Below are 23,151 nucleotides of genomic sequence, written 5' to 3'. Positions count from 1 at the left end.
TTCTGACGAAGGAGTTCTGAATATGGAAAACACATCATCTGCATCAACGCTTTATCGCAAGGAACGAAGCAACACCGGCTTTTGGCTTGTCGTACTGGGGGCGGCCCTCTGGGGTGTAGACCCGTTATTCCGTATCCTTTTGCTTGAAACGATGACCTCTACACAGATTGTGCTCGTAGAACACATTATCGTGAGTCTGGTTGCGCTTCCTGTGCTATGGAAATTCCGTGATGATCTGAAGCAGCTGCGCGCACGTCACTGGATCGCTGTGATTTTTATCTCCTGGGGTGGATCGGCACTCGCTACGGTATTGTTTACTTTGGCTCTGACTCATAACGATCCCAACACCGTATTGTTACTGCAAAAAATGCAGCCACTCTTTGCGATTGTACTCGCCAAAGTGTTATTGAAAGAAACATTGCCGCGTCATTTCGGCGGCCTCTTCATCATTGCGCTTGCAGGAACATACCTGCTCACATTTGGCTTTACCTTGCCATTGGGCAATTGGGATAACTGGATTCATGCAGGCAGCCTGCTCTCTCTGGGTGCGGCAGCGTTGTGGGGCGGTTCAACCGTCATGGGTCGTCTGATGCTGGGGCAAGCTCGATATGAGACAGTGACCGCCCTTCGCTTTGTCGTTGCACTTCCACTCCTGATCTTTATGACCTGGAATGAAGGTGCACCGTGGACACTGCCAGCCGGTGCCGGAGCACAAACTGCTGTTATTCTGAATATTCTTGGTCAGGCTTTGCTGCCCGGTTTGCTTAGTCTGCTTCTATATTACAAAGGCTTGTCATCAACAAAAGCTTCTGTTGCAACACTTGCAGAACTCAGCTTCCCTATGGCTGGTGTGCTTGTGAACTGGATTGCCTTCCGTACGCTGGTGACATGGGAACAATTAATCGGCTTTATCCTGATCTGGATTGCCCTGTTCGCGATCTCCAAACAGCGTGAGCGTTCAGTACCGATCGCTGATGCTGCACCAAAATTACGTACAGAGTAACCTTTACAACAACAACTCAACGAAAGCACGGCTTCACCTTCAAGGGGAGCCGTGCTTTTTCTATCTTTACAGCTTGTTTTGTCTTTTGTCCTCTGGGGTGGTACGATGAGATAAGGAACACAAAGATTTCGTGTGCCTCGGTAAACTACATGATCCAGGATTAGAGAGGAACGATAACCCATGTCTTCATTCACATATACAGCTTATGACGCTATTGGTCTGGCTGAATTGATCCGCTCCCGGCAAGTATCTCCAGTGGAAATGCTCGAAGCCGCTTTCGCACGTCTGGAGGAAGTTAATCCGCAGTTGAATGCGGTCATTCGTACATATGAAACCCGTGCCCGGCAGGAAGCCGATGCAGTTCGGCCAGGGGAACAGCCCTTTGCGGGTGTACCCTTGCTGTTAAAAGACATTTCTCAAGCACTGGAAGGTGAAATTCTCACCTCTGGTTCACGTCTGTTCAGCGAGCATCGCGCCAAGCGGAGCTCCAACTTTGTAACTCGTTTGCAGCAGGCCGGCTTTATTGTTATTGGTCATACCAACACTCCGGAATTCGGGTTAAAAAATATAACAGAGCCCCGGCTGCACGGACCCTCGCGCAATCCGTGGAATGTGAATCATTCGCCAGGCGGCTCAAGCGGCGGGGCCGCAGCCGCTGTTGCTTCAGGCATCGTACCTCTTGCCGGTGCAAGCGATGGTGGAGGTTCAATCCGCATTCCGGCTTCGTTCAGCGGTTTGTTCGGACTAAAACCTACACGCGGACGTACCCCGGTTGGACCGGGTGTCGGAAGACAGTGGCAAGGAGCTTCCATTGATTTTGCATTATCCCGCTCCGTGCGAGACAGTGCTGCCCTGCTGGATACGCTGCAGATCCTTCAGCCGGAAGCTGCATTTCATGCCCCGTTATTCCCGGGAAGTTATCTGGCGGATATGAATTATCCGCATCAACGCACTTGGCGAATCGCCTATACAGTAGACTCTCCTGTAGGCACACCTGTCAGCGAAGATGCCAAAGAAGCCGTCATGAAACTTGTTCGTTTCCTTGAAGCTCAGGGTCATCACGTCGAAGAGAAGCTCAGTCCTGTCAACGGCGTGCGGCTGATGGAGAACTATTATATGATGAACAGCGGCGAGATGGCCGCGATGATCTCGTCTATGGAATATAGCATGGGCCGTGCACTTACTGCCGAGGATATGGAGATTGAATCCTGGGTACTGGCCGAAGCTGGTAAAAAAGTATCTGCTGCCGAATTCGTACATAGCCTGGCAGAATGGGACGTAGCTGCTGCGCAAATGTCCACGCTGTTTGAACGGTATGACTTTTACATCTCCCCTGTTAATGCATTTGCCGCTCCACGGGTTGGAGAACTAACACCTCATGCAGAGCGCATCCAGCAATTAATGGGTGTCAGTGATCTCGACAAAGGGGCCCAGCAAGAGCTGATCTATGATATGTTCGAGCCAAGCCTTACCTACACCCCGTTCACGCAGCTTGCGAATTTAACAGGGCAGCCCGCCATAAGTCTTCCACTGCATTTAACTGCAGAAGGCTTACCGATGGGTGTGCAGGTCATGGCGACCAAAGGCCGTGAAGACTGGTTATTACATCTGGCGGGACAGTTGGAATTATCTGATCTATGGGTTGGCATGAAAGACAACCCGATGTTTCCTAATTCAAGCAATACTTAAAATTTGGACAAATCCCGATCAAGCCAGCAGATTCTGCTGGCTTTTTGGGTTCCTTTTGAAACTCGTTCGGCTGCTCTGAGGCTCATAAAAAGCATATAAGTTTACATAATAATTATGATGTACCCATAAAGATACTTTAGTAGAAGTCGATTCATTATTGCAAGGGGCAAATGGCTGGGAAATCAGACATGTCATCTCTTTGTCTCTATGTTTATTGTTCTGCGTATTTCACTTGAACAGCCTGACGGTTCACGGTAGCCTGTCTGCACGCTGTTCAATAATACCTTATCATTGTTCTCGACAATGTTCTTGTCCGCTACACTTCTATGCAACGTATAGAAGCTCACTTTATTTTGCTTTTTTTCTTTCGAATCCCTGTTATATGAAAGTGAGTGCCTTTTGAATGAGCATTTTCGTCTACCGTGTTCTTCATGTCCTGTTGTTTCATATCGTTTTCCATCCCCTTTTTCTTTCGCATTCGCTGCACGATGAAATCACTTATGCCAATCAGGCAAACCAATAACAAGCTGATTAGGAAACCGGGTCGACTCAGGCTGTGAAACAGCGTTCCTATTACAGCCAAGCTGATTAATACAAACCCTGTCCACCGTTTGACTACGTCCAACGTTCTGGATTCCAATAGGCGAGCTGAAGAAAGCAGGATGAACAGCCAGTTATACATCAGCATTAACCCCGCAGCTGTAGTTATATATTCGTATACTTTTCCGGGTAAAAGAAGTGACATAATAATTGTCCCCACAAGACCGCATCCGATCAAAGAGAGTGCAAAAAGGGGATATTTGTCCTTCCATTTCCGTGAAAATATCTGTGGAGCATCACTCTCCTGTGCAAGTGTAATCATCATGGACGTTACCGCATAGAGCGATGCTGTCATTGTGGAAAATCCGGCAACAATCAACACCCCATTGAACACGTGCGGTACAAAGGCGAGATGATCACTGCTCAGTGCAAGCACAAACGGACTTTCCTTAGGATTAAACGCGCTTAATGGAACCATCGTTAGTGCGAGCCCGATGGATACGATATATACAATAGACAGGGCAGTAAGCATGACTTTGCCCGCCTTCGGTGCATCTTCCGGCTTCTCTAGTCGATATGACATAATACCCAGCACTTCAATTCCACCATAAGCATAAAACGCAAATAGAAATGCGGACCACAATCCCAGACCGCCTTTAGGAAAAATAGAAGCCATGTCCATAGGCACTTTATGAGCATACTTTGTACCACCAATCCAGCCGGCGAGCAAAGCGATAGCAAGAACTAAAAACATAATAATCGCCGCAATTTTAATGATGGCCAGTACATTTTCCACCTGATCGAAACCCTTGTTTCCAAAGAAAACAATACATAATCCAACCAGCCCGAAGCCCGCGGCGAAAATCCACAAAGGCACTGACGGGAACCAGAAACGTGAAAATATAGATAACGCCGTTAACTGACTCCCCATAATAAGCAATTCGGAAAACCAGTAGACCCAGCCACTGGCAAAACCTGCCCAAGCGCCAAATGCCTTCTTCGCATAAGAGCGGAACGAGCCTTGCTCTGGTTGCTTGGAGGTCATGCGTGCCAGAGCATCAAAAACGATATATGTACCTACAGCGGCCAGAGCATAAGCGATTAATACAGCTGGACCGCCAATTGAAATGGCCAGACTTGAGCCCAGAAAATATCCGGTTCCTATCGTACCTGCTACACCTAACAAACTGAGCTGCCACCATTTCAGTTTTTTTTCTGCTGTGGAATTGGTTGAGCCCTGTGACATTTCGTCAATCCTTTCCGATGTAATTTAATCACTACAAGGTAGCTTGCCCTGTTTAGACCAAAACATCTCCCTGAATATTTCTAAAAATCTAACATCATAATATACAGGTAAATTCAAACACATAGGAGGAACCACTCATGAACCAATTCTCTCAGACACAACAAATTACACAGCTCGCCCAACAGTTAACACAGCAAACGCAACAAGCTTCCATGCAGTATCAACAACTAATGAGACAAGAGCAAAGCAATGCCCAACAGCTTGAACAGCTGGCTCAGCGCGAGCAGCAAGCAGCTCATATTATTCAGACGGCACTTCAAGGACATCAGACAGCCATTCAACAGCTGCAGCAAATTGCCAACCTGGCTCAGCAGCTTGCGAATACTTCTTCACAACACAGTTCATACATCGACCAACCTTACAACACACCTAACATTTCGATTCAAGGTCAAGGCCAGTCTTTCGGCAATTTCTCAAATCAGCATCGCCAATAAATCTCTGCATACTATACTGGTTATACCAAAGCAAGAGCCCGAAAATTGGGCTCTTTTTTTGGTATGCTTTAGCCAGTTGAGTGCGTGAAACGCGCGAAACAAAAAACCACCCGCTATGCGGGTGGTCCTGATTCATTCAACAAAAAATAGTGTTCTCCAGAATGTAGAAACTTCTATAGGATTACTGCATTCCGGCGAGCTGCAAAACATCTTCTAGCTTCAATGTTCCAACAACTTGATACCCTTTATGATCTCCAAGAATAGCATTACCATACTTCTCTGCCTGTTCCCTTCCAAGTGCACTTAAATTCCGCTGTGTGGAGCAATCTGCCAGACTAAAATTTTGCTGATCTTCCCCTACTGTTGCATCCCCGTGACGAACATAAAGGATGTAACCACCTTTTTGCAGATCATTTAGGATAGAAGCTCCGGAAATTTCCGAGGCATCGGCTTTATAAGATGCTCCAACGATGAGAAAAAGACTCATGAACAAAACGCATAAACGGTACATGGAACTCCACCTTTTTTCTTCCTACGTTCCCCCTTGTTATCCATTTTTATTCCAACATTCCGATTCCTTATTGATTGCTCATCACGTGCAAATAAAAGTTCAGATCGTTTTCTAAATGTTTTTTCATCAATGCTTCTGCTTTCTCTCCATCTCTGGACTTTATTGCACTATAAATTTCCTCGTGTTCATCAATAAGATGAGGACGATTATAAATCACAACTGTTTTTCGGAACAGATAAATAATAGCCTGCATCCGATCTATAATATCGATCATGAGTGGATTATTACTCGCTTTTACAATATCGTTATGGAAACTTTCGTTGGCTGACATGATCTCGTCCTTGGTCCCCGATCTTCCGATCTCCACATACTTGTACAGCTCCTCAATCTCATTGTCTTTCAGGAAATTCGCCGCGCATTTGGCCGAATACCCTTCTAGCAAGATGCGAACATTAAATAAATTACGTAAATCCTTCTCGGTAGGCTTGACTACTTTCTTCTGAAGAATTAAGCCCTCGTTCTCAAGCTTGCGTATCGAATCCCTGATGGGTGTTCTGCTCACTCCGAGCTCTGCAGCCAGCTTCTCTTCAACGATCTTCGTACCGCTAGGAAGCTCACCATTCAATATTTTGTCCCGGAGAATTTCATAACACTGGTGATACGCGGGTCGCGAACTATTATTTTCATGCACTAATTTCACCTCAGTTTCATTTCTCATATCAATATAGTACCAAATTATGTTCATAAAAGCATTCCAATATACGAGAATTCGCAATTAAAATATACAAAAATTTAAAAATTGTATACAAAATAAGATTTTAATGTATACAATTTTATATTTTTAGTATACAATGAAAACGCAAACAACGATGTAAGCGGTTGCTGACAGGATTTCATTATTAATTTGCTCTCAAGCTGCTTTAATGATTTTTGATGCAGCTTGTTGAACAATATTCTTCCATGGAGATTAACAGGCTCTAGTTTAGAAAAGGTTTAGGAGGACTACATTATGGCTAAAAAAGTAGGTTTTATCGGACTGGGGATCATGGGCAAACCAATGGCTCTAAATCTTAGAAAAAAAGGACATGAATTAACCGTCAACGATCTTAATCAGGAAGCGGTTCAGATATTGATAGACTCTGGTGCTGCTGCAGCTTCCTCGCCAAGAGAAGTCGCTGAGAACTGTGAAATTATTATTACGATGCTGCCTGCTTCTCAGCATGTGCAGGCTGTTGTTTTGGGTGAACATGGCATTTTATCGGGAGCAAAAGAAGGCTCTATTATTGTCGATATGAGCTCCATCACTCCTGCTGTTTCCATCGCTCTGGCAGAAGAAGCGGCCAAAAAAGGAGTTGGCTTTCTGGATGCGCCGGTTAGCGGCGGGGAACCTAAAGCTATTGATGGAACTCTGGCAATTATGGTGGGCGGTAAAGAAAGCGTATTCGAGCAAGCCAAGTCAGTATTGTTTGATATGGGGACGGCAGTCACTCTCGTTGGGGATAGCGGATGCGGAGTTACAGCCAAGCTCGCAAACCAGATCATCGTAAACTTGAACATTGCTGCCATGTCTGAAGCGCTTGTCCTTGCAGCGAAAGCAGGTATAGATATCGAGAAAATGTACCAGGCCATCCGAGGCGGTTTAGCAGGCAGTGCAGTTCTGGACGCCAAAGTTCCGCTGATTCTGGAAAGAAACTTTGCTCCAGGGGGCACGATCGCGATTAATATGAAAGATATCACTAACGTCATGGAGACAGCACACGAGATTGGTGTACCTCTTCCCCTATCCAGTCATCTGTTAGAGATGTTCCACGCGCTGAAGGTTGTCGGGAAATTGATGGATGACCACGGCGGGATTGTGCAGTATTATGAAAAATTAGCGAATGTTGAAGTAAGGGGTCTTGATCATGCAAAACAATAATCGATCTGTTGAGGAAGTTTTCAATAACATACCCTCTGTAGATACGTCCATTGTTCAGCAAATGATGGAAAAGGAACTCCAACGATTCGATCACAAAATTATCGTGCTTGATGATGATCCAACGGGTGTGCAAACGGTACATGGTGTATCGGTCTATACGGATTGGTCACTGGAAAGCATCGACAGAGGTTTTAAGGAAGATCATCCTATGTTCTTCATTCTTACAAACTCACGCGGATTTACAGCTGCCGAGACAACAAAGGCACATCAGGAGATTGGTGCAAATATTGTTGAAGCTGCAAAGAGAAATAATCGCAAGTTTACGATTATTAGTCGTGGAGATTCCACATTAAGAGGTCACTACCCGTTAGAGACGGAAGTGCTGAAGGATACAGTTGAAGCCAAGTCAGATATGCAATTTGACGGTGAGATCATTCTTCCCTTTTTCAAAGAAGGCGGACGCTTCACCATTGATAATGTTCACTATGTTCAATATGGTACGGAACTGGTGCCTGCTGGAGAAACCGAGTTTGCTAAAGATCGCACCTTTGGTTACTCCCGATCACACTTAGGCGAATGGGCTGAAGAAAAGTCGAATGGCCAGTATTCAGCAGAACATATGACTTACATCTCTCTCGAAAGTCTGCGCAGCATGAACATTGACCTGATCGAAAATCAGTTGTTGAGTGTTAAGGATTTTAATAAAGTCATTGTCAATGCGGTTGATTATACCGACGTACAGCTCTTCACCATCGCTTTGATTCGAGCGATCCATAAAGGTAAACAGTTTATGTTTAGAAGTGCTGCTGCACTGACCAAGGTCATTGGAGGCATTAGTGACCGAAGTCTGCTTACGCGTGCAGAGATGATGAGTGACGAAACCAATCATGGCGGATTAGTTATTATTGGGTCACACGTCCAAAAAACAACAGAACAGTTCGAAGAGCTAAAGAAATCGAATGCAGTTGAGTTTGTTGAGTTTAACGTACATCTTGTTCTGGAACCTGATCAATTTGAGAACGAACTGAACAGAGTTGTTGAAACGACGAATAAATGGATTCTCGAGGGTAAAAATGTCGCTGTCTACACCAAAAGGGAGCGATTAGATCTTGGAGAGGACAGAAAAGAAGATGAATTAAAGCTGTCCGTTCAAATTTCCGATGCCGTTACGAGCATTGTGAAACGTTTGGAAGTTCGACCGGCCTACATCATCGCTAAAGGCGGCATTACTTCAAGCGATATTGGAACCAACGGTCTTGAAGTCAAAAGAGCTACCGTTGCGGGGCAAATTCGTCCAGGGATTCCCGTGTGGACCACAGGTAATGAAAGCAAGTTCCCGGGCATTTCCTATGTCATCTTCCCTGGTAACGTGGGTACCAAAACGGATTTAAGAGAAGTCGTTGAAATGTTAAGTGCCAAGTGATTCAAATACAGGTTTAATATGACCCTTATGTATGGAGCAGCACTGGTCTGTCTATAAATATGAAAACAGTGCCCTCCCTGCATGCGGTCTTTTGGATCAAGACCAATCAGAAAAGAGGAAAACATATGCCAATTATCTCCGTTACCATTGGAGTTGTTCTACTGCTCATCTTAATGATGGCCTTTAAGTTAAACGCTTTCATATCATTGATTATTGTGTCTCTGGCTGTTGGAGTGCTGGAAGGAATGACACCGCTTCAGGCGGTTGAGTCCATCGAATCCGGTTTAGGTGGAACACTTGGTCATTTAACGATGATTATCATCTTTGGAGGTATTCTCGGTAAATTAATGACAGATTCCGGTGGCGCACAGCGAATTGCAACAACGATGATCAGCGCTTTTGGTCAGAAGCGAACGCAGCTGGCAGCCGTTATTACAGCAGCTATTGTTGGAATCGCTTTATTTTTCGAAACTGGAGTGGTGGTATTGATCCCGTTGGTATTTACCATCGCCAGAGCTGCACGTGTGCCTGTTCTTTATCTTGGAATGCCTGTCATTGCAGCCCTTATAACGATGCACGGATTCGTGCCTCCACACCCTGGTCCAACAGCTGTTGCTAATGTTTTTGGAGCCAATATCGGATTAACGATGATCCTGGGCATCCTGATTGCAATCCCTGCATTTATCCTTGCAGGCCCTGTGTATACCAAGTTGTTTAAAAAAGAAGCCTTGCAGATTGACATCCCCAAAGGGCTATTTGATCCGAAGGAATTCAAGGAAGAAGAGCTGCCTAAATTCGGAATCAGCCTTTTCACAGCACTTCTGCCCGTCATTTTGATTGCGCTGCAAACGATTGTGCATATTTTTGCACCTGGATCGGTAATCTCACCCGTGACTGATTTTATCGGTAATGCTAATGTGGCTTTGTTGATCTCTGTCATGGTTGCTATCTTCACGTTTGGATTGAATCTGGGCAAAAAAATGCCGGAAATCATGAAATCGCTGAGTGAGTCTGTAAGCGGAATCGGTATGATTCTTCTCATCATTGCTGGTGGCGGTGCGTTCAAGCAAGTGTTGATTGACAGTCATATTGACCAATATATTTCTGATCTTATGGCAGGCTCCACTCTTTCTCCCCTCGTACTGACATGGTTGATTGCAGCCATCTTGAGAATTGCTGTTGGTTCTGCAACGGTGGCTGGTATGACAGCAGCTGGTATTGCCGCACCACTAGTTGCCGCAACCGGGGTCAGTCCGGAACTTATGGTTCTGGCAGCTGGTGCAGGTAGTGTGACGTTCTCTCATGTAAATGATGCAGGCTTCTGGATTTACAAAGAGTATTTTAATCTGAGTATAGGCAAAACGATAAAAACCTGGTCCGTCATGGTAACGATTATATCCTTGGTAGGACTTGCGGGTGTTCTGATTTTGGACATGTTTATGTGATGTATTAGCTTAACTAGAAGTGAAGAAAGAGTCGAAGCAGAGGTCATCTCGCTTCGGCTCTTTAATGTTTTCGGTCATTCCCGCTCGTATTTTCGATTGTCAGGAGCAGGTTACTCTTCATGGCCCTTCATATAATCATGATATAGCTCCTCAAAGGTTGCAAAACGTTTGACTTCCCTGCCGACCTTATGATACTCAACCAGATATTCATCCATTACTTCAAGGAATCGCTCTTTCATGACAGGAAGATCACTTGCATTAAAGTATTGCATCAGATCAAATCTCTTCGTCCCTCTTGTCATAGCCATTTCATCAAGATACTCTTGTGCTCCAAAAGCAGAAAGGAAGACATAGGCGGCATCGTTTGTAGCAACACTGTTCGCGATTTTATGGCGATAGTTACACCATAATTCCTCGTACGTTCCTCCCAGATTATCAAAGCTTGGAGCGGGTTTTACGATAAACATATCACACAGCGTACGATGTAACATCTCAACGCTTTTCAACATATTAAAGGATGCCGTGCGGATCTCTTCAATAGTGTGAGCGTCGATAATTGACATGTATAAGAATTCAAGATCATTCGGTACATAACGAAGCGATTGGATTTCTTCCAGATATCGCTTGATACCTCGCTGGATACATGTATTATTCATGCTAACCAGGGCATGAACCAGATTGTACAGAACATTGGCAGATGCCTGTCGCACTGAACCGATATTTTCGCCCAGCATGGTGTCGCTGTATGCTTGCTTGGCCTGATTGATCCATTCCTTTGCCCGGTTAAGACATGCTTCTTCAATTGGGGCTGCAAGTGCATCAAGAGCTTTTTGCCGGAAATCGTTCAATCTCTCCAAATCCTCTGGCGCTGCATAATAGAGAATTTTTAAGTTGGTCAAGCTCGATACCGCGGGACTTTCCAAGGTGGATTGCGCTCGTATTCTTGTATCCCATGGCGTGCAATAGATGTCATATCCAACGTCCTCCAGAATGAAGCAATCGGATATTCCCCACCCCCGATCTGTATGATTGATAATAATCAGATCAAGATCACTCTTCTCATGAAAATCCCCTGTGCTAAATGAACCTGTAAGACCAATAATGGCGATATCATCGGGGAAATCTCTTTTTGCGCGTTCAATAACCATGTTAATCAGCTGTTCATTTTTGTTCTGCAGCTTCTTCTTAATCATTTCGTTCATTCGTTACACTCCTTTTGTACAAGCGGCTCGTTCCTCTTCCCGGCCACCTCAACTTGAGTCTAACAATGCAGTAGTGCGGTGACTATGTATAAGTTGATTTAATCCATCTTTGCACAAAAAAACGCTAAAGGGTCGATACGACCATTTAGCGGATGACATTAGTTTTTTTTATAAACAATTTTCTTAATGCTTTCGTAGGATAAAAAATACTGACTCGCCAATTCTTCTATGCTGAGCCCATTGCGAAATAACGATTGAATCTCCGCATTTCGAGCAGATACCCTGCTCTTGCTATGTGTTTTCTCGCCCCATTTCAGATGGGCCTCTTTGGGTTTCGGGATATATATCAGTTCACCTTGAACGTATTCTTGAATGGTGCGCAGCAGTTCTTCAGGAAGAATAGATTCGGCATTGGAATATTTCATGGGCCTCACTCCTTATTTAATGGATCAATAAGGTGCAAAGCCAGTTTTGAATACTAGGATTCAACGTTGGCAATTTTGGTTATTAATCAGCTCTACACAAAGCATTGCCATATCGTTCACTGGCTTTGCATAGAGCCTAGCATGTAAGAACCCCACTCCGATTTCTTTCAACAGATTCACCTCCCCAGATTAATGAAAACTGTTTTCTATATAAGTTGAACTAAAAATTTTACACCATCCACTCCGATGACAGAACAACCTTCCAATCGCTGTTATCCCCAGATTTTTTTTGGTTCCTTTTTTTAGAGGGGAAAATCCGGTGATAAAGGCGACCGCTCCGCTTTTTCAGGTTTTTTCTGTCCTCTCCGTTCACGTGTAAATGAATAGTTCAACAACTTATATAGCAAAATGAAAAACCTCAGCTCGGTTAAACCAGCTGAGGTAGCGTTCTGATTCCGTTAATAACGCATCAGGCGCTTTGAATACCTTTAATTACTTCGACCTTCTTATCCCCTGCTGTTTTTGCTATCTCTAATGTTGGATTATCCTGGATAAACACGATCGCGCCAGCAGCCAGCATGGATACGGCTAAGACTGCGCTGAGGGCTTTGGACATTTTCTTTTTGACCATAACGATACCTCCAATGTAGATAGGATTTTCATTTTCCGGTTCATTAACATGAATTCTCACAGGGTTCATTCATCAGCTAGCAGGATTTCGCTTTTATTGTTGGATAATGCACTTGTTTACTGCATTATATCGTAATACCAATGATTGTAAAAGGTTTTTTCTTCCTACGGGATCAATTGAGGACAAGCCATGCATTGCAGTGCGATTTCCATTAAACCTTACTCGCGAATTCACCAAATAAAGTGGTTGTCCAGCTTCAGTAGTTTTTCAGAGAATACTTCGTTGGCTCGGGTAGGTATTTGATCCTTTCGTCGAACGAGAGAAAAGTTTCTCTCCATCAGAATACCCGGAATAGAAATTTCCTTGAGCACTCCTGCGGACAGCTCCCTTTTTACAACCCAGCGAGACAACATCGCGATGCCTAAACCAGAGAACACGGCTTCCTTCACGCTCTGACTGCTGTTAAACACATATGAACGGCTTATGCGGAGTCCCGTCTGAGCTAGAAATCGGTCACTAACAGATCTGGTTCCCGAACCTGTCTCCCGAAGTACCCATACTTGATGCTGCAGCTGCTCCAGATCCATATTCATGGAAAGACTTAGCGGATGCCCTTCCGCAGCCACGATAATCAATTCATCCCGCATAAATGTTGTCACATTCAAGTCAGGAGCCTCGATGTCTTCCTCAACCAAACCAAAATCGATATCATTACGTCGAACAGCTTCAATAACCTGAGACGAATTTCGGATGAATACTTCCATGAACACGTCGGGGTACTGCTTGGCAAAGGATGAGAACAGGCGAGGAAGAACATATTCTCCAATAGTAAAGCTTGCTCCGATCTGTAGTGACCCACTTACGTTATCTTGTAACCTGGCTATATCCAATTTCACCGATTCATACAGATTCAGCATTTCCTTGGCACGCACATAGAGCAGCTCTCCTGCTTCCGTCAATTTGACCCACTTGGGCGAACGATGCATTAACTTTACATCAAATTCCTTCTCCAAATTCCGGATTTGCGAACTCACACCAGGTTGTGACATGTGCAATATTTCTGCTGCCTTTGAAAAATTACGCTGTTCGACCACCGTGACGTATAACTTCAAGCTTTCAACAATCATGATGAAGGTCTCCTTTTCTCGTTTAGATCGCTCTAATTCATTTTCTATTTCATACGGCTTCAATTCATTTAATAATTAGTTTTAATGATGATAAGCATTACATTTCTGTATTTCTCTTCTGAATCATAACTAATTATAGTTATAGATGAGCACGAAATAAAGGAATCGGATGTGATCTGCATGAGTCAAATTTACGTTTTACAGCAGGAGAACCACAAGGAAAAACGAGGATTCCTGTCCGGCATTGCCTTAACACTCATCCTGGCGCTGGCTGCCAAATATGCAGCCAGCTTTCCATTGCTAAACATTATGGGCCAGCTCGTGCTTGCGATCCTGCTTGGCATGATCTGGCGGGCTATTCGCAATGTGCCTGAGCACATGGCAAGCGGCATTTCTTTTTCATCCAAAAAGCTTCTACGATATGGAATTATTCTGCTTGGCATGCGATTGAACTTACGTGATATCCTCCATGCAAGTCCTAAGGTTGCTGTAATCTCCATTCTAAACGTTACGATAACGATATTTGTTGTGTACGGCCTTGCAAGATGGTTCAAGGTTGAAAAAAACTTGGGGCTGTTAACGGCATGTGGAACAGGCATCTGCGGCGCGGCAGCCGTTGTGGCCATCGCCCCGCAAATCAAAGCCAAGGATGAAGAAGCAGCAATCGGTGCGGCTACCGTAGCCATTCTCGGAACTATTTTTACAATCGCCTATACGCTTCTATATCCCTTTCTGCACTTGTCTACATCAGGATATGGCATCTTTGCAGGAGCAACGCTGCACGAAATCGCTCATGTCATTGCAGCTGCGGAACCTGTGAATAAAGAGGCTGTGGATCTGGCAGTCATGGTAAAATTAACACGGGTTGCCCTTCTGGTTCCGGTTGCTATGTTGTTGGGATTCTGGTCCAATCGTCAGTCTCATTCTAACGATACGGGTAACAGCGCATTAAGTAAGAGAAGTTGGAAAGCTCTGCCGATCCCTTGGTTTATATTGGGTTTCCTCATAATGAGTGCAGTCAATACGTTGCATATTATCCCACATGATCTAACCAATCTCATCATTGTTGTTGCTTATTTGCTTATTGCAATGGCGATGGCGGGTCTGGGTCTTACTGTAGATACAGCCTCGTTTCGACAGAAGGGTTTAAAGGCTTTTACGGCCGGTTTTATTGGCTCTGTGATTCTTTCCCTTCTGGGGTATGCCTTGATCCAAATGTTTGGGCTTGGCTGATAGGGCGATTAAGCTCTCATTTCCAATCCCAGAATGCTAAAAACCGTTGAGCCCTTTCGGATCAACGGTTTTAACACAGCGAAGATTCTCCGTCTATTTTAATCTAAAACGGTTATGAGCATATTTTTTTACGAGAAAAACAGCGCTATACGAATAGGCCGCAGTCAGGACCATTAAAACAACGGTTAATGCCCATAGTGGAGGTGCCAAATACATCGTCACAATAAAACCCAAAGTAATGAAGCCGTTTGCGAATGAGAATAAAGGACTATTTGTCTCTAACTCCACTGTATAAGGTTGAAACAGATAATATAACAATAGATGGTGTACTGAGAAAAATGCAGCAAGTGAAGCGGTTATAACCCAAACGGGAAGTAGTGCACTTATTTTTGTCCCTTCAGTTAGTATGAGTATTGGTACACTTAGCACAGCTGCTAAACATAGACCTAATTTTAGATTTAAGTTTAATATACTTCTCAATCTTAACAGAAAATGCTGTTGCGCATGCTCACGGTAAAATGGATAACGCATCAAGGGTCTATCACAATGGTAGAAGAAAGCTCTGCAAATCTGGCTTCCTACAGTTAGATGCAGCATAACTACAATGAGTAAAGGAGAAAATCTTGCAATGAATTCAACAGAAATATGATCTTTGAAGATCAGTGCCAGGAAAAATAATATGAAACCAATGACCATAATCGCGATTAAACGTCTGCGGAACGGTGGCCGAAAGAGATTAGCGTGCCTCTCAACAAACAGTGCGTGCATTTGCTTGTATCCCTTGTTGTTTAGAGTACTCTGTTCACCGACATGGAGGTTGGCCAGATCATTGTCTTTGGACTGAACCATTCTTTGCTGGAGATCGGCCATCATAATTTCTGTGTTCAACAATGGATCAGCATAATTGGTTACTGCGCGGACTGCTGATGTATAATCCGTATGTTTAAGCAGCACATACCCAGCGACAGCTCCTGACAGCAATATCAATATAACAAGCCATCGTTGATCAAATACTGCGGCTCCAAATGGAGGAATGCTCCATTGCGTCAAGGGAAGATAAGCAGCAGTCAGTGTAAGTAACATGGTCAAACTCATAACCCATGTTTTCCGGACAAGAACGATGCCTTTCCGTTGAAACAGCTGCAAATGAAAAAATTCGCATAGCACTCGCCAAAACGTCATGATTCCTACGGCTATCCATGCGTGAATGATCGAACAGTTAAAAAATACAGAAACAAGGGTCAATGCAATGCCTTGATACAAGAAAAACGTTGTATACCTGTTAAGGAGCACAGCCCGTATAAACCGGTTTGGATTCATTCGCATAAGTCGGACAGCAGTATACTTCATCTTGTTGGATTCCAACACTTTTGCACCAGTTACCCCGCCCATTATGCCACTGATGCATAAATACATATGAAGAAGAAGTGTAAACCGCTCCGGATCAGGCCCTTCCGTCCATAACAGTATGGGCCATATGAGTAATCCTCCAAAGTAGAGTATACTTTCGAACAAACCAGCACCAAGTCTTAAAATTACGGCGATTGCACCTAATATACGTTTCGTGCGAAAAGCAGCATACGTTTGATCACGGATTAACGTGCCTATAACCGGCAAGCTTTGCATGAAATATATTAAGCGGTTGACTAGCGAAATTACCTGCAGCTGCCACATGCGAGAAATCGTACTAAAGATTCCCTGCATCGGCATTCTCCTTCTGGGCATCCTGCTCGTTGTCATCTCGCAATAACTCAATAATTTGTTCCTCAAAGTCGGGTTGAGTGAGGATTTCAGGTGAAACTGGAGTCAAACTGCCATGATTTAAAATAATTAATTCATCACACAGATCCGTTGCCAATTGTAAGATGTGCGTGGAGAAGATGAGGATATGATCCTTTTTCATATCACGCAGCAATTGTTTCATCTCGCTTGCAACGATGACGTCGAAGGAAGTCAATGGTTCGTCCAACAGAATCACCGTAGGTTTTATAAGTAAAAATAACAACATTTGAACTTTATTTTTCATTCCGTGCGAGTAATGCTTAATGAGCTTGTGCCGGTCATCCTCCGCAATGTGCATCATATCGAATAAGGCATCTAGATCCGTTCCTCGCCCTTCGATGACATCTGCATTAACCTCGATAAAAAAACGTACAAACTCATATCCCGTCAGAAATTCTGGCAGCATAGGCAGAGAATACACGTAACCTACGTCATGCATCTCTAAATTACGGGTTGTTGCTTCATGAACAAGTTTCATCGTACCGTTATCTGTTGGAAGCTCACCACTTAAACAATTAAATAAAGTTGTTTTTCCAGCGCCATTTCGCCCGAGCAGACCATAAATCTTTCCCTTTTCAAATTGAAAATGTAAATCGTTTAATACCTTTTTTTCACCAAAACTCTTCCTTACATGCTGTAATACCAATTTCATTTATTTGTTCCTCGCTTTCAAAACATTTCATTTTTATATTCATATTTAATAATTGTTCAGTTTTCATACAGATCCATCCCTTCGATTTTTTTCATAAAAGGACAACGATGAACATCCTTTTATAATTGAATCGTCTTACTTAACCCGTTTGATCATTATTGGAAAATAAGACAATCAATCTTATTTGTATTCTATTTCGAACGATGTAATTCCTTGTATTCACATAAAAGAGAAGACTCGGCATAGCAAAAAAGTCGCTAAAATAGCGACTTCAATGAGGATTTTATGTTTGTCCTTCGATACGTATGATCGGATTAGTCTAAACCAACCTGCCCCACAAGCTGATTATTGTGATTAAACGCAAGAAATCTAAAATGAGGCAATTCTATTTTCAAATGCTCACTCCTTGCAATTTACAGCTTTTGTACAACATAGATGAGATTCATGCCAGCATCAAGAGTGCCCGGTAATTTGGTGAATTCAATTTCTTTTTCAACAATCAGCTTCCAAAATTCCGGATCGTTGCGCGCATGATCCAGGGCAGAATCTCCAGCTTGCGTGTATAGTCCGGCAGAGCTTCTCTCCTGAACCCTAACTGGAAACAGAGCAAGTAATGCATCCAATTCGGTGCTTCTCATCATATGAATGAAATGCTTGCTTGGGACGGGATAATGCTCTTCATCCTGAACCCCTGTGTCCATGAGCCATTTTGTTGCTTCCATCCCGAACTGGTCTTTTTCATACCTGATTCCTTCAAGATAATACAGCGAAGCCCCGATGAAGCTCATAGCACCCACAATTAATATGCCATTCGGTTTGAGAAGTCTTAACATTTCTTGAATTCCATCGTTCTCTTTGTCCAAAAGGTAATTGATTACGCCGCCTATACATACAACGCAATCGAAGGAAGAGTTCTCGAAAATACGCATGTCCAGAACATCCAGAACATGGTATGCCTTGATTTTGTCAATCAGCGACAGCTCGCGCATTTTGGCTTTGTTGAATTCAATTTGATGACTGGATAGATCAGCAGCGGTTAATTCGGAACACATGACGGCGAGATCTTTCGTATATCTTCCTGATCCCGCACCAATCTCTAACACTCTATCCGCAGGCTTAACATAACGCTTCAAAATATCAAGATGTACCTGATACAAAAGCTCGCCATGTCCATCTTTTTCAAGACGTGTCCATTCACGGTCACCATAGTTATCATATCGGTTTCTTGGAATTTCGGGGTTGTAACTCATGAAAGCATCTCCCTTTACTATTTAGTTCTAAAATCGGAGCAATATCAGTAATATCGCTTTCACTCATACAACCACCTCCTCCAAATCCGCTTGCATTTATTACTGCGACCTGACCTGATTATCATCCTGAAATTCCCAAGACATAGTCGAATAGAATTCAGTTTATTTACATGCTATGGCATGTTTATGGTCGAGTGCATTACCCGTATAAATTCTAATTAATCTTCTCTCACATTTCGGTACAACTTATCTAATGTCACTTTTGATTGATTTATTTCGTCAGGCTCTAGACCACGTGTGACATGATCATGTGCTTCCTTAACCGTCAGCAGCGTTTGTCTTGATCATTCATCATACGTCGAACCATGCCCTTGCGAATCCATTAGCGATCTCCCGCCACCATATCCAAATACCCTCTCAGCTGATCTTTGGCATTCGGCTGAGTAGTCCAAGCTCCCAGATTCCCAGTCATGTATCGAAGCCCCAGGTAACGAGAAGCGATGGTGTACATTTGATTCCAATGATGATCTGTAAATTCTATGTTCTGGGCAGATAGCAATTCCCTGTAGCCATTCATTTGTTCCGGCGTCCTACAGCGCATAGCGATGTCGAGGAACAATGAGCCGTATTTAGCCTCCTCCCAATCAATAAAGATGACCTCCGTATTTTGACGAACCAGAACGTTGCCTGGGTTAAGATCGTTATGAATCAAGGTTTGACTGCTCTGATCGTTTAATACATGCTGTATGTCCTTTAAAATGGCATCTGCTGCTGATTCTATAATGGGTATATAGTCGCCAAAAAGCTCGATGAATTGTTCATATTGTTTAACTGCTTGCCACTGCGGTTTCCAATACTCGCCAATCATTTTTTCAACATAGCGAGTGTCTATCTCGGGCAGCTTGTTTTGAAACAAGAGATATACTTGATATTTGATAGGATATCTTGCATTGTACATGATGACGCATCAAATGCACGGCCTGTGTACCCGAATGTATAGGCGTGGTCTCGATGTTTAGAATTTCTGCTGTAGGATGTATATATTCCTTTATTGTGTGCTGCAAAAGATTTTGAAGCTCATGATTCATTTCCATCAATTGCCCTCATCCATTCATAAGTATACGGTATAAAATATGGAACCAGCTGGCCTTTACCAATAAAGTCAGCTCACTAGAAATATACCTGTTTCAGGAAAATATATCTACTCTACGTCAACCGGGTGCTTTAGTTGATCTTTATAGTAATCGATATAACTCAATAGTCAGTAAACAATAGCTTTGCTGAGATCATTTTTGGAAGTGTTTGACACCATACACAGGCGGCATCTGACGATGCTGCTTTTTTGCCTTTAAAATCATGAATTTTCTATAAAAATAAAAGCAAGTTCCTCTTTTTTCGCTGTATCTGCCTTTATTCATCTATGTAGCTCCGTGTTTGATTTATATATGCTTATATGGAGGCTGAATTTTCTATAGCGGCCAAAATAAATAAAGGAGATTTTTTCGTGAACTCAAACATTGCTCTTGTAAGGAAAGACAACGCTGAGTTGTCGTCTTCCAAACGTTTTCCGTGGATTGAGCTGCTGGCCTTGGCCATGGCAGTATTCATCTGCATTCTTACAGAAAGCCTGCCTGCTGGATTGCTGCCGCAGATTGCAAAAGATCTAGGGGTCACAGAAGCACTCGCTGGACAATGGATTACGCTCTACGCGGTTGGATCACTTCTGGCAGCCATTCCTTTAACAACAGCTACCCGAGGCTGGAGACGTCGCCCGCTTCTGCTGCTGTGTATCGTTGGCTTTCTTGTATTTAATACGATCACCGCACTATCTTCCGTTTATGTGCTTACACTTGTGGCGCGTTTCTTTGCAGGTGTCTCGGCAGGAGTTCTGTGGGGAATGACAGCTGGTTATGCACGGCGTATGGTGCCTGATGCGCAGAAGGGTAAAGCAATGGCTGTAGCGATGATGGGCACCCCGTTGGCGTTGGCGCTGGGCGTTCCCTTAGGCACTTTTTTAGGTGCTTATACAGGATGGCGTCTTATTTTTGGAGCAGTATCGTTGCTAACTGTAGTCCTTATTGGCTGGTTACTCTGGAAGGTACCGGATTTTAAAGGAGAAACTGCAGGTGAACAGCTCCCGATTCACAAGGTGTTCCTGATGCCGGGGGTACGACCGATTCTGTTTGTCGTGCTTGCATGGGTGTTAGCTCATAATATTCTATACACTTATATTGCACCGTATCTTGCGGAAACTGCGTTATCTGAACGCGTGGATTTGGTTCTGCTTATTTTTGGAGTCACCTCGGTTGCTGGCATTTGGGTGATAGGTCTGCTGATTGACCGCTTTCTAAGAATACTGGTTCTAATCAGCATCACGGGCTTTGCTTTGGCTTCTCTATCCTTGGGCTTGGGAATGAATCAACCGGCCATCATCATGATCGGGGTTTCTGTATGGGGACTCACATTTGGCGGAGCTGCCACTTTGCTGCAAACAGCCATTGCACAAGCCGGGAGGGAAAATGCAGATATAGCCCAATCCATGCTGGTTACAACATGGAATGTGGCCATCGGCGGGGGAGGTATTATTGGCGGCTTATTTCTCGAATGGCTTGGAGCCGCCTTTCTTCCAGGCACCTTACTGCTCCTCTTGATTCCCTCCCTGCTTGCAGTATGGCTGACTAGAAAGCATGGCTTTCCTTCCTGAAGGAGTCTTATGTGAGTAAATTCGCTTCTTCAATCAGGTTTTTGTAAGCAATCGGTGAAGACATCACAATTAGCGTAGTATAGGTGCCAAATTGATCGCAACGATTTTCAAACTCCTCCAGTTCCTGAGTTGTTTCTGTGAGGACCTTCAATAAATAGTTATGCTCTCCACTGATGCGGGAACATTCTATGACTTCTGGTGAAGAACGACAAAAATCAAGAAAAGGATAACAATTCCGAGTCCGAACAAGCATATAGGCTGTGCATTGCTTTCCCAATTTTTGCGAAGATATGACGGTTCGGTATTCCTCGATAACTCCCTTTTCTTCCATGCGTTTTACACGTTCAGTAACGGCTGGCTGAGACAGCCCCACCAGCTTTCCTAAATCTGTCATCGATAATCTGGCCTGATTCTGCAGATGGAGCAGTATATGTTTATCAATTTCGTCCAGGGTGATCGCCATCCTTCTTTTATAAAGTAATTTCTTCAGAATACCTTTGTAATCACTGCAAATCAATTTATTTACCTTGTTTGTCTTATGTAAGGCGTTACAAATTATTTATATAATAAACACACTTGCTATAAATAATCAAGTAAATCACTGTAGAAAAGGAGTAAGACGATGAGAAAAATGGATATTGAATTACTGCATAATGAAGTTAATGCAGTCATTAATCGCACACTTGAGGAGAAAAGAATTGTAGGTGCTGTCGTGCAAATCTCAAAAGGCGGGGAGCTTGTATACAGCAGGCCTGCCGGCTGGGCCGACCGCGAGCAGCAACGACCGATGCAGGAGGATGCTTTGTTCAGATATGCTTCGGTAACCAAGCCTGTTGTATCCACGGCAGCTTTAGTATTAATTTCGAAAGGCAGACTGCATTTAGATGATCCTGTGGAGAAATGGCTGCCTGGATTTTGTCCCAAGCTGCCAAACGGACAACATACCTCTATAACGATCCAACAATTGATGACACACACTGCTGGCTTAACCTATCGATTCTTTCAGGAAGAAGGGGGAACTTATGCGCTGGCAGGGGTATCGGACGGCATGGAACTAGCGGGAATAACTTTGGAAGAGAATCTGCGCAGGCTTGCTTCTGCCCCGCTTCTGTATAAGCCGGGAACCATGTGGAGGTATTCTATCGCAACAGATGTACTTGGAGCAGTTATTGAAAAGGTTACGGCCATGCCGCTGCGTGAAGCGGTTCAGCTGCTTGTAACACATCCCCTCTTTATGATGGACACCGATTTCAGCCCTGTGGATATAGACAGATTGACCACGGCATACGCAGACGGAGAGGAAGAACCGCGGCGATTGCATGAGTTGGATTCGGTACCTTTCCTGGAGGGAACTGCGGGCTTCCTCCTTTCACCTGACAGGTTTGCTGATCAGTCAGCATATCCTTCCGGGGGAGCCGGTATGATTGGCAGCGCGGGAGATTTTCTTAAACTCCTGGAAGTTTTACGACAAGGAGGACATCCGATTCTGCCGAGGAATCTCGTCACAGAAATGACAACCAATCAGATTGGTGATCTTGCCATGCCCTATTGGCCTGGGCGAGGTTTTGGACTTGGATTTACGCTGTTAAAAGACCCGGCTGCTGCCAATACACCTGAATCGCCGGGTACATGGCGCATGGGTGGTACCTATGGTCACTCCTGGTTTGTTGATCCGAGTGAGGAGCTTAGTGTTGTAGCATTTACCAATACTGCGATTGAGGGCATGTCAGGCAGGTTTACCACGGAGCTGTGTGAATCTGTTTACAAAGCATTGCTTTAAATGTTTACTTAGACGCATAAAGAGGTCGTTACACCAGTCGCAGTCCATGACTTTATTTTTCGAGTCGAGGACTGTGGCTGTTTTTTTGCAATTGTT

The 23,151-nt window shown here is 44.0% G+C and carries 21 protein-coding genes; 9 read left to right on the top strand and 12 right to left on the bottom strand.

Annotated features, from left to right (window positions below):
- Positions 1–22: 22 nt before the first annotated feature.
- Both HNR77_RS06540 and HNR77_RS06535 read left to right on the top strand, forming a co-directional pair.
- On the top strand, positions 23–1,003 hold the full coding sequence (locus HNR77_RS06540) for a DMT family transporter (RefSeq protein ID WP_184181874.1): 981 nt from the start codon (positions 23–25) through the stop codon (positions 1,001–1,003).
- A gap of 180 nt (positions 1,004–1,183) precedes the next feature.
- Complete coding sequence (locus HNR77_RS06535) at positions 1,184–2,692, top strand: amidase (RefSeq protein ID WP_184181872.1); 1,509 nt, start codon at positions 1,184–1,186, stop codon at positions 2,690–2,692.
- Positions 2,693–3,035: 343 nt separating this feature from the next.
- Here HNR77_RS06535 and HNR77_RS06530 read toward each other — a convergent pair whose 3' ends face one another.
- Complete coding sequence (locus tag HNR77_RS06530) at positions 3,036–4,478, bottom strand: amino acid permease (RefSeq protein WP_184181870.1); 1,443 nt, start codon at positions 4,476–4,478, stop codon at positions 3,036–3,038.
- Between the two features lie 137 nt (positions 4,479–4,615).
- Between HNR77_RS06530 and HNR77_RS06525 the strand changes: the two genes are divergently transcribed.
- A complete protein-coding gene (locus HNR77_RS06525; protein ID WP_260410350.1) occupies positions 4,616–4,972 on the top strand; it encodes an AMP-dependent synthetase and ligase in 357 nt (118 codons plus the stop codon).
- 181 nt (positions 4,973–5,153) lie between these two features.
- On the opposite strand, the gene HNR77_RS06520 is transcribed toward HNR77_RS06525, so the two are convergent.
- Positions 5,154–5,459, bottom strand: a complete 306-nt coding sequence (locus tag HNR77_RS06520) for a histidine phosphatase family protein (RefSeq protein ID WP_184181868.1) — start codon at positions 5,457–5,459, stop codon at positions 5,154–5,156.
- Between the two features lie 91 nt (positions 5,460–5,550).
- Positions 5,551–6,201, bottom strand: a complete 651-nt coding sequence (locus HNR77_RS06515) for a GntR family transcriptional regulator (RefSeq protein WP_184181867.1) — start codon at positions 6,199–6,201, stop codon at positions 5,551–5,553.
- A 291-nt stretch (positions 6,202–6,492) separates the two neighbouring features.
- On the opposite strand from HNR77_RS06515, the gene garR reads away from it, so the two are divergent.
- The 3 genes from garR to HNR77_RS06500 all read left to right on the top strand — a co-directional run bounded on the left by garR (position 6,493) and on the right by HNR77_RS06500 (position 10,269).
- Positions 6,493–7,401 (top strand): 2-hydroxy-3-oxopropionate reductase, encoded by a 909-nt coding sequence (gene garR / locus HNR77_RS06510; protein WP_184181865.1) that lies wholly within the window; start codon positions 6,493–6,495, stop codon positions 7,399–7,401.
- Positions 7,388–8,824, top strand: a complete 1,437-nt coding sequence (locus tag HNR77_RS06505) for a four-carbon acid sugar kinase family protein (protein WP_184181863.1) — start codon at positions 7,388–7,390, stop codon at positions 8,822–8,824. The genes garR and HNR77_RS06505 overlap by 14 nt, the downstream gene beginning before the upstream one ends.
- A 125-nt stretch (positions 8,825–8,949) precedes the next feature.
- Complete coding sequence (locus HNR77_RS06500; RefSeq protein WP_184181861.1) at positions 8,950–10,269, top strand: gluconate:H+ symporter; 1,320 nt, start codon at positions 8,950–8,952, stop codon at positions 10,267–10,269.
- Positions 10,270–10,379: 110 nt separating this feature from the next.
- Here the strand turns inward: HNR77_RS06500 and HNR77_RS06495 are convergent, their stop codons facing one another.
- The 4 genes from HNR77_RS06495 to HNR77_RS06480 form a co-directional block, all read right to left on the bottom strand.
- Entirely contained in the window at positions 10,380–11,471 is a 1,092-nt protein-coding gene (locus HNR77_RS06495; RefSeq protein ID WP_184181859.1) for a nucleotidyltransferase domain-containing protein, read from the bottom strand.
- Positions 11,472–11,629: 158 nt separating this feature from the next.
- The gene (locus tag HNR77_RS06490) at positions 11,630–11,896 is read right to left on the bottom strand and encodes a CD3324 family protein (protein ID WP_184181857.1); all 267 of its coding nucleotides are present in this window, start codon (positions 11,894–11,896) and stop codon (positions 11,630–11,632) included.
- A 469-nt stretch (positions 11,897–12,365) separates the two neighbouring features.
- Positions 12,366–12,527 (bottom strand): hypothetical protein, encoded by a 162-nt coding sequence (locus HNR77_RS06485; protein ID WP_184181855.1) that lies wholly within the window; start codon positions 12,525–12,527, stop codon positions 12,366–12,368.
- A gap of 230 nt (positions 12,528–12,757) precedes the next feature.
- Positions 12,758–13,654, bottom strand: coding sequence for a LysR family transcriptional regulator (locus tag HNR77_RS06480; RefSeq protein ID WP_184181853.1), 897 nt, complete (start codon positions 13,652–13,654; stop codon positions 12,758–12,760).
- Positions 13,655–13,834: 180 nt separating this feature from the next.
- Here HNR77_RS06480 and HNR77_RS06475 point away from each other — a divergent pair, with 180 nt between their 5' ends.
- Positions 13,835–14,887, top strand: coding sequence for a YeiH family protein (locus tag HNR77_RS06475; protein ID WP_184181851.1), 1,053 nt, complete (start codon positions 13,835–13,837; stop codon positions 14,885–14,887).
- A gap of 93 nt (positions 14,888–14,980) precedes the next feature.
- Here the strand turns inward: HNR77_RS06475 and HNR77_RS06470 are convergent, their stop codons facing one another.
- The 4 genes from HNR77_RS06470 to HNR77_RS06455 all read right to left on the bottom strand — a co-directional run bounded on the left by HNR77_RS06470 (position 14,981) and on the right by HNR77_RS06455 (position 19,529).
- Positions 14,981–16,591 (bottom strand): hypothetical protein, encoded by a 1,611-nt coding sequence (locus tag HNR77_RS06470; RefSeq protein WP_184181849.1) that lies wholly within the window; start codon positions 16,589–16,591, stop codon positions 14,981–14,983.
- Positions 16,575–17,321, bottom strand: a complete 747-nt coding sequence (locus HNR77_RS06465; RefSeq protein WP_184181847.1) for an ABC transporter ATP-binding protein — start codon at positions 17,319–17,321, stop codon at positions 16,575–16,577. Before HNR77_RS06465 ends, HNR77_RS06470 begins: the two co-directional genes overlap by 17 nt.
- Before the next feature lie 413 nt (positions 17,322–17,734).
- Entirely contained in the window at positions 17,735–18,571 is an 837-nt protein-coding gene (locus HNR77_RS06460) for a class I SAM-dependent methyltransferase (protein WP_184181845.1), read from the bottom strand.
- Positions 18,572–18,953: 382 nt separating this feature from the next.
- Positions 18,954–19,529, bottom strand: coding sequence for a phosphotransferase (locus tag HNR77_RS06455; protein ID WP_184181843.1), 576 nt, complete (start codon positions 19,527–19,529; stop codon positions 18,954–18,956).
- 546 nt (positions 19,530–20,075) lie between these two features.
- Here HNR77_RS06455 and HNR77_RS06450 point away from each other — a divergent pair.
- Positions 20,076–21,275, top strand: a complete 1,200-nt coding sequence (locus tag HNR77_RS06450; RefSeq protein ID WP_184181841.1) for an MFS transporter — start codon at positions 20,076–20,078, stop codon at positions 21,273–21,275.
- Positions 21,276–21,282: 7 nt separating this feature from the next.
- On the opposite strand, the gene HNR77_RS06445 is transcribed toward HNR77_RS06450, so the two are convergent.
- Positions 21,283–21,726 carry an Lrp/AsnC family transcriptional regulator gene (locus tag HNR77_RS06445; protein WP_184181934.1) on the bottom strand — a complete coding sequence of 148 codons (444 nt, stop codon included), beginning with the start codon at positions 21,724–21,726 and terminating at the stop codon, positions 21,283–21,285.
- Positions 21,727–21,897: 171 nt separating this feature from the next.
- Between HNR77_RS06445 and HNR77_RS06440 the strand changes: the two genes are divergently transcribed.
- Positions 21,898–23,055, top strand: coding sequence for a serine hydrolase domain-containing protein (locus HNR77_RS06440; RefSeq protein ID WP_184181840.1), 1,158 nt, complete (start codon positions 21,898–21,900; stop codon positions 23,053–23,055).
- Positions 23,056–23,151: the final 96 nt, after the last annotated feature.

The sequence above is a fragment of the Paenibacillus sp. JGP012 genome (assembly GCF_014203995.1).
Taxonomy (GTDB): domain Bacteria; phylum Bacillota; class Bacilli; order Paenibacillales; family Paenibacillaceae; genus Paenibacillus; species Paenibacillus silvae.
Note: the sequence above shows the minus strand (reverse complement) of the source record. Positions and strands in the feature narration are given on the sequence as shown.

What these genes read in the sequence shown, in the direction of transcription:
- HNR77_RS06540 (WP_184181874.1), top strand. Translation starts at nt 23, where the DNA reads ATGGAAAACACATCATCTGCATCAACGCTTTATCGCAAGGAACGAAGC.
- HNR77_RS06535 (WP_184181872.1), top strand. Translation starts at nt 1,184, where the DNA reads ATGTCTTCATTCACATATACAGCTTATGACGCTATTGGTCTGGCTGAA.
- HNR77_RS06530 (WP_184181870.1), bottom strand. Translation starts at nt 4,478, where the DNA reads ATGTCACAGGGCTCAACCAATTCCACAGCAGAAAAAAAACTGAAATGG.
- HNR77_RS06525 (WP_260410350.1), top strand. Translation starts at nt 4,616, where the DNA reads ATGAACCAATTCTCTCAGACACAACAAATTACACAGCTCGCCCAACAG.
- HNR77_RS06520 (WP_184181868.1), bottom strand. Translation starts at nt 5,459, where the DNA reads ATGAGTCTTTTTCTCATCGTTGGAGCATCTTATAAAGCCGATGCCTCG.
- HNR77_RS06515 (WP_184181867.1), bottom strand. Translation starts at nt 6,201, where the DNA reads ATGAGAAATGAAACTGAGGTGAAATTAGTGCATGAAAATAATAGTTCG.
- garR (WP_184181865.1), top strand. Translation starts at nt 6,493, where the DNA reads ATGGCTAAAAAAGTAGGTTTTATCGGACTGGGGATCATGGGCAAACCA.
- HNR77_RS06505 (WP_184181863.1), top strand. Translation starts at nt 7,388, where the DNA reads ATGCAAAACAATAATCGATCTGTTGAGGAAGTTTTCAATAACATACCC.
- HNR77_RS06500 (WP_184181861.1), top strand. Translation starts at nt 8,950, where the DNA reads ATGCCAATTATCTCCGTTACCATTGGAGTTGTTCTACTGCTCATCTTA.
- HNR77_RS06495 (WP_184181859.1), bottom strand. Translation starts at nt 11,471, where the DNA reads ATGAACGAAATGATTAAGAAGAAGCTGCAGAACAAAAATGAACAGCTG.
- HNR77_RS06490 (WP_184181857.1), bottom strand. Translation starts at nt 11,896, where the DNA reads ATGAAATATTCCAATGCCGAATCTATTCTTCCTGAAGAACTGCTGCGC.
- HNR77_RS06485 (WP_184181855.1), bottom strand. Translation starts at nt 12,527, where the DNA reads ATGGTCAAAAAGAAAATGTCCAAAGCCCTCAGCGCAGTCTTAGCCGTA.
- HNR77_RS06480 (WP_184181853.1), bottom strand. Translation starts at nt 13,654, where the DNA reads ATGATTGTTGAAAGCTTGAAGTTATACGTCACGGTGGTCGAACAGCGT.
- HNR77_RS06475 (WP_184181851.1), top strand. Translation starts at nt 13,835, where the DNA reads ATGAGTCAAATTTACGTTTTACAGCAGGAGAACCACAAGGAAAAACGA.
- HNR77_RS06470 (WP_184181849.1), bottom strand. Translation starts at nt 16,591, where the DNA reads ATGCAGGGAATCTTTAGTACGATTTCTCGCATGTGGCAGCTGCAGGTA.
- HNR77_RS06465 (WP_184181847.1), bottom strand. Translation starts at nt 17,321, where the DNA reads ATGAAATTGGTATTACAGCATGTAAGGAAGAGTTTTGGTGAAAAAAAG.
- HNR77_RS06460 (WP_184181845.1), bottom strand. Translation starts at nt 18,571, where the DNA reads ATGAGTTACAACCCCGAAATTCCAAGAAACCGATATGATAACTATGGT.
- HNR77_RS06455 (WP_184181843.1), bottom strand. Translation starts at nt 19,529, where the DNA reads ATGTACAATGCAAGATATCCTATCAAATATCAAGTATATCTCTTGTTT.
- HNR77_RS06440 (WP_184181840.1), top strand. Translation starts at nt 21,898, where the DNA reads ATGAGAAAAATGGATATTGAATTACTGCATAATGAAGTTAATGCAGTC.